Annotated in this window: 10 protein-coding genes; 3 read left to right on the plus strand and 7 right to left on the minus strand. The window is 72.6% G+C overall.

Features of this window, described 5'->3' with window-relative positions; all coding sequences use genetic code 11:
- Window positions 1-34: 34 nt before the first annotated feature.
- The 5 genes from ACWEVP_RS12600 to rsmD all read right to left on the minus strand — a co-directional run bounded on the left by ACWEVP_RS12600 (window position 35) and on the right by rsmD (window position 3,162).
- Complete coding sequence (locus tag ACWEVP_RS12600) at window positions 35-712, minus strand: hypothetical protein (protein ID WP_452062665.1); 678 nt, start codon at window positions 710-712, stop codon at window positions 35-37.
- A complete protein-coding gene (locus tag ACWEVP_RS12605) occupies window positions 709-1,212 on the minus strand; it encodes a SigE family RNA polymerase sigma factor (RefSeq protein ID WP_452062666.1) in 504 nt (167 codons plus the stop codon). Before ACWEVP_RS12605 ends, ACWEVP_RS12600 begins: the two co-directional genes overlap by 4 nt.
- Before the next feature lie 64 nt (window positions 1,213-1,276).
- On the minus strand, window positions 1,277-1,978 hold the full coding sequence (locus ACWEVP_RS12610) for a ribonuclease domain-containing protein (RefSeq protein WP_452062667.1): 702 nt from the start codon (window positions 1,976-1,978) through the stop codon (window positions 1,277-1,279).
- Window positions 1,979-2,072: 94 nt separating this feature from the next.
- A complete protein-coding gene (coaD, locus tag ACWEVP_RS12615; protein WP_452062668.1) occupies window positions 2,073-2,558 on the minus strand; it encodes a pantetheine-phosphate adenylyltransferase in 486 nt (161 codons plus the stop codon).
- A gap of 43 nt (window positions 2,559-2,601) precedes the next feature.
- On the minus strand, window positions 2,602-3,162 hold the full coding sequence (rsmD, locus tag ACWEVP_RS12620) for a 16S rRNA (guanine(966)-N(2))-methyltransferase RsmD (protein ID WP_452062669.1): 561 nt from the start codon (window positions 3,160-3,162) through the stop codon (window positions 2,602-2,604).
- A gap of 123 nt (window positions 3,163-3,285) precedes the next feature.
- Between rsmD and ACWEVP_RS12625 the strand changes: the two genes are divergently transcribed.
- Window positions 3,286-5,400 (plus strand): HelD family protein, encoded by a 2,115-nt coding sequence (locus tag ACWEVP_RS12625; RefSeq protein WP_452062670.1) that lies wholly within the window; start codon window positions 3,286-3,288, stop codon window positions 5,398-5,400.
- A 179-nt stretch (window positions 5,401-5,579) separates the two neighbouring features.
- On the opposite strand, the gene ACWEVP_RS12630 is transcribed toward ACWEVP_RS12625, so the two are convergent.
- Together ACWEVP_RS12630 and ACWEVP_RS12635 are read right to left on the minus strand one after the other, a co-directional pair.
- Window positions 5,580-9,341, minus strand: a complete 3,762-nt coding sequence (locus ACWEVP_RS12630) for an nSTAND1 domain-containing NTPase (protein ID WP_452062671.1) — start codon at window positions 9,339-9,341, stop codon at window positions 5,580-5,582.
- Between the two features lie 99 nt (window positions 9,342-9,440).
- Complete coding sequence (locus tag ACWEVP_RS12635) at window positions 9,441-9,923, minus strand: NUDIX hydrolase (RefSeq protein WP_452062672.1); 483 nt, start codon at window positions 9,921-9,923, stop codon at window positions 9,441-9,443.
- Window positions 9,924-10,001: 78 nt separating this feature from the next.
- On the opposite strand from ACWEVP_RS12635, the gene ACWEVP_RS12640 reads away from it, so the two are divergent.
- Complete coding sequence (locus ACWEVP_RS12640) at window positions 10,002-10,994, plus strand: LLM class flavin-dependent oxidoreductase (protein WP_452062673.1); 993 nt, start codon at window positions 10,002-10,004, stop codon at window positions 10,992-10,994.
- A gap of 368 nt (window positions 10,995-11,362) precedes the next feature.
- On the plus strand, window positions 11,363-12,157 hold the full coding sequence (locus ACWEVP_RS12645; protein ID WP_364450897.1) for an MlaE family ABC transporter permease: 795 nt from the start codon (window positions 11,363-11,365) through the stop codon (window positions 12,155-12,157).
- Window position 12,158 lies beyond the last annotated feature (1 nt).

Below are 12,158 nucleotides of genomic sequence, written 5' to 3' on the forward strand. Positions count from 1 at the left end.
TGTCCCCCAGGAACACGCCCGGTGCCGGCTCCCCCTACGGCAGCACGAACGCCGGATCGGTGATCACCCGCGTGAGCTGCTCCTCGGTCAGCGGGTAGCCCAGGCCGCCGGTCACGATCACCGTCGAGCCGTCGGGCCGGTAGAGGAACCCGGTGCTGCCCTCGCGCACCGGTCGGCCGTTCTCGCCGGGGTAGACCAGTTCGGACAACACGAGCTGGCCGCCGCCGGGCCGCGGGAGCCGGACGCAGTGCGACTCGACGCCGGCCGCGGTGCAGAGCCGGTCGGCCGGGACGACCTCGTGCGCGGCCGACGCCCCGCGCACGACCAGCTGGAAGTTGCCGGGCCGTCCGCTCGCGTCGACGAATTCGGCCGTCACGCTCATCCGGTCCGGCCCGATGCTGTCGGCGGGCGACCGGCCCAGGGTCAGGTCGTGGACACCGGGCAGCGCCCGCGTGACAGCTTCGGCGAGCGCCAGCCGGATCCGGGACTGCTCGGCCACCGACGGCGGCACCGGTGCGGCCGCGGGTCCCACCGGCTCCCGCGAGGGGAGCAGGGCCAACGCGGCCGCGAAGACCGCGACGGCGGCGAGGACCACCCCGGCGGACCGGCGCCGGACGTGCCGCGCCGCGCGGTCGGCGACCTCGTCGGGGTCGAAGCCCAGCGGCGGTTCCGCGATCTCCACCTCGCGCAGGCGGGTTTCGAGGTCGGTCACCAGGTGCTCCTCTCCGCGCTGTGCTCGAGCACGCCCCGGAGGGTCTCGAGGCCGCGGGCGGCCTGGCTCCGCACGGTTCCCTCCGAGCAGCGCAGCACCTCGGCGACCTCGGCCGCCGGCAGGCCGGCGCAGTAGCGGAGGACGACGGCGGCGCGCTGCTTCGGCGGGACTTCGGCGAGTGCGCGCAGGAGCGGACCGGAGATCCCGGTCTCGGGCGCGGGCGAAGGCAGGTCCGGCACGACGCCGTCACGGCGTTCCCGGCGGCGCCACGGCCGGCGGGACTCGTCGAGCCAGCAGCGCAGCAGGACCTGCCGGGCGTAGTTGTCGACCGGGCCGCGCCGGGTGATCTTCGGCCACACCCGGTACAGCTTGACCAGTGCGTTCTGGACGAGGTCCTCCGCCAGGTGCCAGTCGCCGCACAGCAGGTAGGCCGTCCGTCTCAGCGCGACCGCGCGGGCACGGGCGAACTCCCGGAAGTCCGTGTCCTCCGCCGCCCGCATCGCGCCTCCTCGTCCGGTCCCGGTGTACCTCACGGACGAGGGGGCGCGGCGCGTTGCACGGGCTTCAGGAATTCAGGTCGATCCGCTTGAACGTGGCGTAGTGGTCGGGCGTGTAGGCCAGTTCGCCCGCCTCGCCGGCGATCACCCGGTCGTCCGTGCCGACGGCGAAGAGCCGGTAGTAGCCCGCGGCGCAGGCCGGGAGCACGCCTTCGCGGTTCTCGTAGGTCGTGCCGGTGGACGCGCCGCCGCGGACGTTGTCGACCACCGTGCGAGCCGCCGGCGACAGCTGCGAGTACCCGATCCCGGTCAGCTTCGACAGGTCGCCGCACTGGGACGGCGTGCTGCCGCCGTCGATGTCGATGACCTGGAAGGTGGCGTAGTGGTCGCCGGTGTAGAAGTACTCGCCGCCCGAGCCGGTCACGATGCGGCGCGTGCCGCGGTTGCTCGAGCCGGGCGTCGGCACCGTGTATTCGTGGTAGTAGCCCGACGCGCACGACGGGAGGATGCCTTCGCGGTTGTCGAAGACGACGCCGTCGTTCTGCGGGTACGGGAACGGCCCGTCGGTCTGGATCAGGTTGTACGTCGTCGTCGCTTCGGCGGGCAGGGCCGAGAGCGTCGTGTGCGAGAACCCGGAGAGGTCGCCGCAGGAGTTCTGCGCGGCGACCGCCGGTGAGTTCGTCACCGCTTCGGCGGCGGTGACCCCCATGGACAGCGTGGCCAGGAGCGCGAAGAGGACCGCGACCAGGCGTGATCGGTAGTTGGTCATTTTCGGACCGTAACTCGATCGAGTGATCTTCAGAAGACGGGAACGTGAACTCGGCCGGTAACGGCCGCAAGTCCCGACGAACGTAGGGGGTCGATCAGCGCCCGAGCCTCGGGAACTTCGCCGAGAGCCGCTCGTAGACCACCGGCGGGACCAGGTGCTCGATGTCGCCGCCGAGGGCCGCGACCTCCTTCACGAGCGAGCTGGACACGAAGCCGTACGCCGGGTTGTTCGCCATCAGCAGCGTCTCGACGCCGGTCAGCTCGCGGTTCATCTGGGCCATCTGCAGCTCGTAGTCGAAGTCGCTGACCGAGCGCAGGCCCTTGGCGACCGCCGCGATGTCGTTCTCGCGGCAGTAGTCGACCAGCAGGCCCTCCCACGAGTCGACGCGCACGTTCGGCAGCTTCGAGGTGATCTCGCGCAGCATCTCCAGGCGCTCTTCGATCTCGAAGAGGCCCTTCTTGCTCTTGTTGACCCCCACCGCGACGACGACCTCGTCGAACAGCACGCTGGCCCGTTCGATGATGTCGAGGTGGCCGTTGGTGGCCGGATCGTAGGAACCGGGACAGACCGCACGCCGCATGGCGCGGACGCTACCGTGCCGCACCCGGTTTCCGCCGCGTGGCTCACGCCACAGGCGTGTATTCGGCCCAGAAGACCGCCGTGTCGCCGTACTTCTTCGCGCGCGTCGCTTCGAAGCCCGGCGGCCAGTCCGGCTCGCCGTCGCGCGCGGCGCGTTCGATCACCACCAGCGCCGACGAGCCCAGCCAGCCGCCCGCGGCCAGCGACGCCAGGACCTTGCCCAGCGCGGCCGCGTCGACGGCGTACGGCGGGTCGGCCAGCACCAGGCCGAACGACGACGGCGCGGGCGCCGCGACGACCGCCTCGACCTGCCCGGCCCGGACCGTGCCGCCCAGGCCCAGCGCCGTCACGTTGCCGCGCAGGACGTCCACCGCGCGCCGGTCGGACTCCACGAACAAGGCGTCCGCCGCGCCGCGGGAGAGCGCTTCGAGGCCGAGCGCGCCCGAGCCGGCGTAGAGGTCGAGGACGCGGGCGCCGTCCACCTCGCCCGCCGTCTCCAGGGCGTTGAACAGGGCTTCCCGCACGCGCTCCGACGTCGGCCGGGTGCCCTTGGGCGGCACCTTCAGCCGCCGCCCGCCCGCCGTCCCGGCCACGATCCTGGTCACCCCCCGATTGTGAAGGCATGACACGGGGCACTGATGGCCGGGACATCGGTGTGCCCGCCGGAGCCAACGCGTAGAGTCGTTCTTCGCCCTCGGAGGCGATCCAGAGCTGTCAAGGAGCCATGCGTGTCGGAACCTCGGGTCAGACGGGCCGAGATCGCCATCGAACAAGCCCACGTCGATCGCGTGTACACCCGTCTGGACGAACTGCGCACCCAAGCCGAGGCGATGCGCACGAAGGGCTACGAGATCGGCCAGGGCGCGCAGCGCGAGGCGATCTTCGAGCAGGCGTCGATGCTGTTCGAGCGCGACATGATGGTCTACCACGCGAACCAGACGCTCCAGTCGCTCGACGCCGAGTACGAGGGGCTCGTCTTCGGCAGGCTCGACGACCGCGAGGGCGAACGCACCTACGTCGGCCGGCTGGGCATCCGCGACGCCGAGTTCGACAACCTCGTCACGGACTGGCGCGCGCCGGCCGCGGCCGCGTTCTACCAGGCCACCGCCGAGGAGCCGATGGACGTCGTGCGGCGGCGCGTGATCCGCTGCTCGGGCCAGAACGTCCTCGACGTCGACGACGACGTCCTGATCGCCGACGCCGTCCCCGAGGACATGCAGATCGTCGGCGAAGGCGCGTTGATGGCCGCGCTGGGGCGCTCGCGCGGCGAGAAGATGCGCGACATCGTCGCGACCATCCAGAAGGAGCAGGACGAGGTCATCCGGGCGCCGTGGCGCGGGGTCACCGAGATCACCGGCGGCCCGGGCACCGGCAAGACCGCCGTCGCCCTGCACCGCGCGGCCTACCTGCTCTACCGCTACCGCCGCCAGCTGGGCGGCGCCGGCGTCCTGGTCATCGGGCCGTCGGGCGTGTTCACCAGCTACATCTCGCGCGTCCTCCCCTCGATGGGTGAGACGAACGTCGAGCTGCGCGCGCTGGGCGAGGTCCTCGACGGGCTGGAGGCGACCCGCCAGGACGCGGCGCCGCTGGCCGCGATCAAGGGGTCGCTGCGGATGCGCAAGATCCTGCTGCGCGCGCTGCGCGACACGCCGCCGGACGCGCCGGAGGAGATGCGGATCGTCTACCGCGGCGAGGTCCTCAAGCTGACCGCGCGGGAGCTGGAGAAGGTCCGCCGCAAGGCCCACACGCAGGGCGCGCCGCCGAACCGGTCGCGGATCCGGGCGGCGGAGCTGCTGCTCGACGCGCTGGCGGCGAAGGCCGAGGAGTACGCGAAGGCCGACGGCAAGCAGATCGACCGCGCGGAGCTGATCACCGACCTGGGCGAGCGGATCGACTTCCACCGCTTCCTGGTCGTCTGGTGGCCGATCCTCTACCCGGCGCAGATCCTCAGGTGGCTGGGCGAGGAGAAGCGGCTGGCGTCGGTGGCGAAGGGCGTCCTGAACCGGCAGGAGATCTCGCTGCTGGCGGCGGACCTCGCGGACCGCTCGCGCGGCTGGTCGATCGCGGACGTCGCGCTGCTCGACGAGCTGCGCGTGCTGATCGGCCCGCCGCCGAAGCGCAAGCGCCGCCAGGTGATCGAGGTCGAGCCGGAGCGCTCGGGCGGCGCGCCGACGCGCCCGGAGCACTACGACGAGTACTCCCACGTCGTCGTCGACGAGTCGCAGGACCTCTCGCCGATGCAGTGGCGGATGGTCGGGCGGCGCGGCAAGTACGCGAGCTGGACGGTCGTCGGCGACCCGGTGCAGAGCTCGTGGCCGGACCCGGCGGAGGCGGCTTCGGCGCGCGACCAGGCGTTCGGCGTCAAGACGGCCCGCCGGCGCTTCACGCTCCGGACGAACTACCGGAACTCGGCGGAGATCTTCGACCTCGCGGCCAAGGTCGTGGCGGGGCACGCGGAGGCGGGCGAGCTGCCGGTGGCCGTGCGCAAGACCGGCGTCGAGCCGGAGGTCCGCCCGGTCGAGGCGGCGGGCCTGGCGACCGCGACGCAGGCGGCGGTGAAGGAGCTGCTGGGCGCGGTCGAGGGCACGGTCGGCGTCATCACGGCGATGGACCGGGTGCCGGAGGTCGCGGGCTGGGTGTCGGGACAGGCGGACGAGCGGCTCAAGGTCGTCGGCAGCCTGGACTCGAAGGGCCTGGAGTACGACGCGGTCGTGCTCGTGGAGCCGAACGACCTGATCGTCGAGTCGACGACGGGCCGCCGGGTGCTGTACGTGGCGCTGACCCGGGCGACGCAGCAGCTGATCGTGCTGGCCTCGAACCCCGACTGGATCCCGGCGGGCTGACCCCGGGCACGCTGAAGGGCTCCTCCGAGGGCGGGATGCGGGGGCTCCCGTCCTTGAAGGAGCCCTTCAGACCCCCGGTGAATGAACGTCGCGGGACGTGGCGTCCGAGGGCATGTCTAGTGGACAAACGTTGTTCGGTGTCCGCGTGCCGGCACCGAACAACAACGCCGAACAACTCGTTATGAACAGGGCGGCCGGTAATCGATGCCCGGCAGGCTCGCCGACCACTCGGCTTCGGTGACCCGGGGTGCCGCGACGGCGCAGATCCTGTCGGCCGCCCGGTCAGGATCGGTCTCGGCGAACCGTACCTTCCCGTCCGCGACCGCGCCCGCCAGCGTGTGGCCGTCCGGGGCGAACTGCACCGCGTAGACCCGGTCCCCTTCCTCGGGCAGCACCGCGTACGGCTCGGCGCGGGCGACGTCCCACAGCCGGATCGTGCGGTCGTAGCTGCCGGAGGCCAGCACGCGACCGTCGCCGCTGAAGGACACCGCCATGACGATGTCGGTGTGGCCGGCGAGGACCGCCGAGACCTTCGCGGCGGCGGGATCGGCGACGGACCACAGGCGCACCACGCGGTCGGCGCCCGCCGTCGCCAGCATGCGGCCGTCGGGGCTGAACGCGACCGAGAAGACCGTGTCGGTGTGCCCTTCCAGCTTCACCAACGATCTGGGGGCGCGGGGCGCCGAGACGTCCCACAGCCGCGCGGTGTGGTCCCAGCTGCCGCTGGCCAGCGTCCGGCCGTCGGGGCTGAAGGCGAGTGTGTGGACGTCGTCGTCGTGCCCCTGCAGCTTGGCGACCTCGACCGGGTGCAGGCGGTCGGCGAGGTCCCAGAGCCGGACCGTGTGGCCGTCGCCCGCCGTGGCCAGTACCTTGCCGTCCGGGCTGAACGCGACCGCGTCGATGTCGTCGTGCGGCCGGGAGAAGACCGTCGGCGGCCCCGGGTGGGCCGGGTCGGTGATGTCCCGCAGCGTCATCGTGTGGTCCCAGCTGCCGGTGGCCAGGGTGCGGCCGTCCGGGCTGATGGCGACGCCGCAGACCGCGTCGCCGAAGCCGCCGATCGTGGCGATCGTGCGGGGTGCGGCCGGGTCGGCGAGGTCGTGCAGCCGCACCACCTGGTCGTAGCCGCCGGTGGCAAGGACCCCGAGGCCGAAGGCTTCGTGGCACGCGCGCGCCGTGTGGGCGGGGACGGCCGGCCCGGGCAGGTCCCAGAGCCGGGCCGACTGGTCGTCGCTGGCCGTGGCGAGCGTGCGCCCGTCGCGGCTGAACACCACGGACCCGACCGCGCCGATGTGCCCGGGCAGCGACTGCAGCTCCCGCGGCTGCCGCGGGTCGGCGACGTCCCACAGCCGCGCGGTGCGGTCGAAGCCGGTCGTGGCCAGGGTGTGCCCGTCGGGGGCGAACGCGACCGAGCGCACGATGGCCTTGTGCGCGCCGAGCGAGGCCAGCTGCGCCGGGGCGGCGGGATCGGTGACGTCCCACAGGCGCGCGGTCTGGTCCGCGCTCGCGGTGGCGAGGGTGTGCCCGTCGCGGCTGAAGGCGACCGAGTGCACGACGTCGGTGTGCCCGGCCGCGACGCCGAGCGAGCGCTTCCCGGGAACGTCCCAGAGGCGGGCGGTCTTGTCGGCCGACGCCGAGGCGAGCAGCCGGCCGTCCGGGCTGAACGCGAGGTTGTTGACGTACGAGGTGTGCCCGGTCAGCTCCCCCGCCTGCCGCGGGTGGCCGGGGTCGGTGGTGTCGTACAGCCGCAGCGCGCCGGTGACGTCGGCGGTCACCAGCAGCGGCGCCACCGGGCTGAAGGCGACCGCGTAGGACTTGCCGTCGTGCTGCTCGACGATCGTGCCGGGCCCCGGCCGGGCGGGGTCGCGCACGTCCCAGACCCGGGCGGTGCCGTCGAACCCCGCGGTGGCGACGGTCCGGCCGTCGGCGCTGAAGGCGACGTTGTTGACGTTGCCGGTGTGCCCGGTGAGCACGCCCAGCGGCACCGGGTGGTGCGGGTCGTGGACGTCCCACAGGCGCGCGGTGCCGTCCCAGCTCGCGGTGGCGAGGACGCGGCCGTCCGGGCGGAGGGCGACGGTGTTGACCCGGCCGGTGTGCCCGGTGACGCGCGTCGAATACGGCGTCGCGAACACACCGAGCACGCTGCTGCGTGCCTCGGCGCCCGGGTCGAGGCGGTACGCGGCGAGCGCGAGCTGCGCGGCCAGCGCGGGGTTGGTCGCGCGCATGGCCAGCGCCTGCCCGGCGACCTTCTGCGCGAGCGCGCTGTTGCGCTGGTCGGTGGCCGTGCTCTCCGCGCGCACCGCGTACACCGTGGCCGCGACGGCGACCACCAGCAGCACGGCGAGCAGCGCGACGAGCTGCCGCAGCCGCCGGGTACGCCGGCGGTCGCGTTCCCGTTCCGCGTGCTCGACGGCGAGGCTCGCGTCGAGGAACCGCCGTTCCCGCCGGGAAAGCGCGGTGTCCTGGCGGGCGGCCCACTCCCGCGCGATGGCCAGCCGGGTGCCGCGGTGGAGCCAGCCGGGGTCCTCGCCGACGGCCTCCCAGGCGTCGGTCGCCTCGGTGAGCTGGCGGTGCACGCGCAGGCCTTCGCGGTCTTCGGTGAGCCACTCGCGCAGGCGCGGCCAGCCGCGGATGAGGGCTTCGTGCGTGATCTCGATGCCGGTGTCGTCGAGGGTGACCAGCCGCGCGGCGGCGAGGCCGTCGAGCACGACGGCGGTGTCCTCGTCGTCGGTGTCGAGCTCGCCGCGGCCGATCCGGCGCTTGGTGTCTTCGGTGCCTTCGCCGAGCGCGGTCATCCGGAGGAAGACCTGCCGGGCCAGCCGCTGCTGGCGCGCCGAGAGCCGCGCGAAAGTGCTTTCCGACGTCTGGGCGATGGCCCGTTCGATGCCGCCGGTCGACTCGTACCCGGCGAGGGTGAGCGTGGTGCCGCGCCGTCGTCGCCACGTTTCGAGGAGGGCGTGCGAGAGCAAGGGCAGGACGCCGGGGCGGCCCGTGGCGTCGGCGACGAGCCGCGAGACGAGCGCGGTCTCGACGCGGTACCCGGCGTCAACGGCGGGCCGCGTGATCGCCTGCCGGAGCTCCTCGGTGGTCATCGGGCCGACGAGGACCTGCGCGTCCTGCATGGCTTCGGCGAGGTCCGCGTGCCGCGCGCAGTGGGTGTAGAAGTCGGTGCGGATGCCGAGGACGACCCGGGTCCGGCTGCCGGGCTCGGTGGTGGCGGTGACGAGCGCGTCGAGGAAGCGGGCCCGTTCCTGCTCGTCCTGGCAGAGGGTGAAGACCTCTTCGAACTGGTCGACGACTACGACGACGTCGGTGTCGTCCAACTCGGCGAGCTGGCGGGCGGCGAGACCGAGGTTGCGCGGGTGCGCGGCGAAGTCGTCGAGCAGCGCGCCGGGCGCGAGGCCGAGCGCGGCCGCGAACTTGACCGCGCACTCCTGCAACGGCCGGGCGCCGGGGGTGAGCAGGATGACCGGGTCCTTCACCGACGGCAGCAGGCCCGCCCGCAGCAGCGACGACTTCCCCGAGCCGGAGGCGCCGAGAACGGCGAGAAAACGTTGTCCCGAAAGCCGGGTGACGAGCTTTTCGACCAGCCGTTCGCGGCCGAAGAACCGGCTCGCGTCGGCGGGGGTGAATGCGGACAGCCCGACGTACGGCGGCTTTTCCCCGGTTTCCGGCGCGGGCGCGGCGGCCTCGTCCGGGCGCGCGCCGTCGGCGACGGCGTGCCAGCGCTCTTCCCATTCACCGGGCACCCCGCCGCAGGCCCGGACGTAGGCCAGGGTCACGGCCAGGCTGGGGAGTTTCCGCCCGCCGGCGGCCTCCGAAAGCGTCCCGGCCGAATAGTGCGCACGCCGGCCGAGCTCGCGGTACGTCGGATTCCCGGCACTTTCCCGCAACCGCCGGAGATCGGCGGCGAATCCGGTCAGCGGGTCGTCCCCGGGATCCAAGGGTCGCTCCGGACGCGGCACCCCGTCCTCCCTTTTCCGGTTTCCGGCCCCACGGTATCGGGTCGCGCGCCCGGCCGGGCGGGGTTGGGGAAACCCCTTTCAGGCGACTCCGGCGAGGACTCGCGCGGCGATCTCCGCGTCCAGCGGGCTCGTGTCCGCGCCCACGGGCTCGCCGGGCGACCACCAGCGGAACCCGAGCCCTTCTTCGCCGAGGCTGAGCCGGGGCGCGGCGCCGAGATCGGTCCGGTAGACGGCGAGCAGCTCCCGGCGCGCGGGCCGGGTCAGGGCGAACTCGGCCACCGCCGCGAAGGTCAAGGCCACCCCGCGGATGCCGGTCTCCTCGGCCAGTTCGCGGGCCGCCGCGCGGCGGGTGCCCTCCCCGGCCTCCCGCATGCCGCCGGGCAGCTCCCACTGCTGCCGCCGCCGGTCGAACATCATCAGGACGGCGCCGGCGTGGACGGCCACGACCAGGGAGGCGGGCACCGGGATTTCGCCGGCCAGCCGCGTGAGATCGCTTTCGGGAACCTGACGCACGGCCAGCAGGACGTTGCCCGCACGATCGCGGAGGGGAAGCTCGGCCATGCGTCATCTTCCCCGGTTCGTGAAGGCCGTCACAGCGGGCCGGGAAGCAAACGCGGCACCGGGGCGTTGACCCCGGTTGTGAGCTCACTGCCTGACGTGCCGCTGTCCGTGCTCGACCTGTCCCCCGTCTCGGAGGGGAACACCGTCGGCGAGACGCTGCGCAACACCCTGGACCTCGCCCGCCACGCGGAACGGCTGGGCTTCACCCGCTACTGGCTGGCCGAGCACCACAACATGCCCGGCATCGCCAGCTCCGCGACGGTCGTGCTGATCGGGCACGTCGCCGACGCGACCGAGCGGATCCGCGTCGGGTCGGGCGGCATCATGCTGCCCAACCACGCCCCGCTGGTCGTCGCCGAGCAGTTCGGCACCCTGGAGGCGTTCCACCCGGGCCGCATCGACCTCGGCATCGGCCGCGCGCCGGGCACCGACCAGCGGACGGCGCTGGCGCTGCGCGGCCCCGGCGGGCTGTCCGCGGACAACTTCCCGGAGCACCTGCAGGAGCTGATCGGCTACTTCACCCATTCGGAGGCCCGTGGCGTCAACGCGGTGGTCGCCGAGGGCAACCAGCCGCCGGTGTGGCTGCTCGGCTCGAGCGGCTTCAGCGCGCAGCTCGCCGGGCGGCTCGGGCTGCCGTTCTCCTTCGCCCACCACTTCGCGGCCGAGAACACCATCCCGGCCGTGCAGCTGTACCGCGAGAACTTCCGGCCCGGGGTGCTCGACGAGCCGTACGTGATGCTCGGCGTGTCGGTCGTGGCGGCCGAGACGGACGAGCGCGCGCGGTTCCTGGCCGGGCCGTCCGGGCTGACGTTCCTGAGCCTGCGCCGCGGCCGCCCGATCGCGCTGCCGACCCCGGAGGAGGCAGCCGAGTACCCGTACACGGAGATCGACCGCGCGTTCCTGGCCGACCGCTTCGGCTCGAGCATCATCGGCTCGCCGGAGACGGTCCACAAGGGACTCGAGCAGCTGCTGGCCGACACCGGCGCGAACGAGCTGATGGTCACGACGATGGTGCACGGGCACGCCGACCGCGTCCGGTCCTACGAGCTGCTGGCCGGCCTCAAGTCCTGACTCCACCGCACCGAAGGGCACCTGCACGCGCTGGAGGTGCCCTTCCGTGCGTCCGGGCGCCGCAAAAGTGCTCTTCCGTCACTTCCGGCAGCCGGGTCGGTATTTTCTTTTCCATCTTTGACAACAAGATCCGTTCCGTTTGTCAGCACCCGACAAGAAAAGGCGCGGTTACCAGCCCGTGACCGCGTGATCCCGCTGAAGTTCTTGTCTCCCAGCAGGGCCCTCGTTAGCGTACCGACCAGTAGGAAACGGCACGGCGATCCCCGAGACCGTGAATGGCCGACCATTGTTACCCTGTTCGGACCATTTCCCCTTGCTCACCTCGGGTGTATTCGGCGTGCCGCCGAAACCGCTGGGGAGGCACACGAATGGCCGAACGGACGACGACGGCGTCGTTCCCCGGGGCCGCCGCGCTGCGGCAGACCGGGCGGCTCTACGGGCTCGGCCTCGACGTCGTCCGGCTGACGTTCCGCCGCCCGTTCCAGGCGCGTGAGCTGATCCAGCAGTTCTGGTTCATCGCGAGCGTCTCGATCCTGCCGACGGCCCTGGTGTCCGTCCCGTTCGGCGCGGTCATCGCGCTGCACATCGGGTCGCTGACCACGCAGATCGGTGCGCAGTCGTTCACCGGCGCGGCCAGTGTCCTGGCCATCATCCAGCAGGCCAGCCCGATCGTCACCGCGCTGCTCATCGCCGGCGCGGGCGGGAGCGCGATGTGCGCGGACCTGGGGTCGCGCACCATCCGCGAAGAGATCGACGCCATGGAGGTCCTCGGCGTCTCACCCGTGCAACGGCTCATCGTGCCCCGCGTGCTCGCCGCGATGGGCGTCGCGGTCTTCCTCAACGGCATGGTCAGCGTCGTCGGCGTGCTCGGCGGCTACTTCTTCAACGTGATCATGCAGCACGGGACGCCGGGTGCGTACCTGGCGAGCTTCTCGGCCCTGGCCCAGCTGCCCGACCTGTGGATCAGCGAGATCAAGGCGGTCATCTTCGGGTTCGTCGCCGGGGTCGTGGCCGCCTACCGCGGGCTCAACCCCAAGGGCGGGCCGAAGGGCGTCGGGGACGCCGTCAACCAGTCCGTGGTCATCACGTTCCTGCTGCTGTTCGTGCTGAACCTGGTGCTCACCACCGTGTACCTGCAGCTCGTGCCGCCGAAGGGGAGCTGAG

It is taken from the genome of Amycolatopsis sp. NPDC003865 (assembly GCF_053605345.1).

Coding starts and splice junctions, on each gene's coding strand:
- ACWEVP_RS12605 (WP_452062666.1), bottom strand. CDS start 1,212: ATGCGGGCGGCGGAGGACACGGACTTCCGGGAGTTCGCCCGTGCCCGC.
- ACWEVP_RS12610 (WP_452062667.1), bottom strand. CDS start 1,978: ATGACCAACTACCGATCACGCCTGGTCGCGGTCCTCTTCGCGCTCCTG.
- coaD (WP_452062668.1), bottom strand. CDS start 2,558: ATGCGGCGTGCGGTCTGTCCCGGTTCCTACGATCCGGCCACCAACGGC.
- ACWEVP_RS12635 (WP_452062672.1), bottom strand. CDS start 9,923: ATGGCCGAGCTTCCCCTCCGCGATCGTGCGGGCAACGTCCTGCTGGCC.
- ACWEVP_RS12645 (WP_364450897.1), top strand. CDS start 11,363: ATGGCCGAACGGACGACGACGGCGTCGTTCCCCGGGGCCGCCGCGCTG.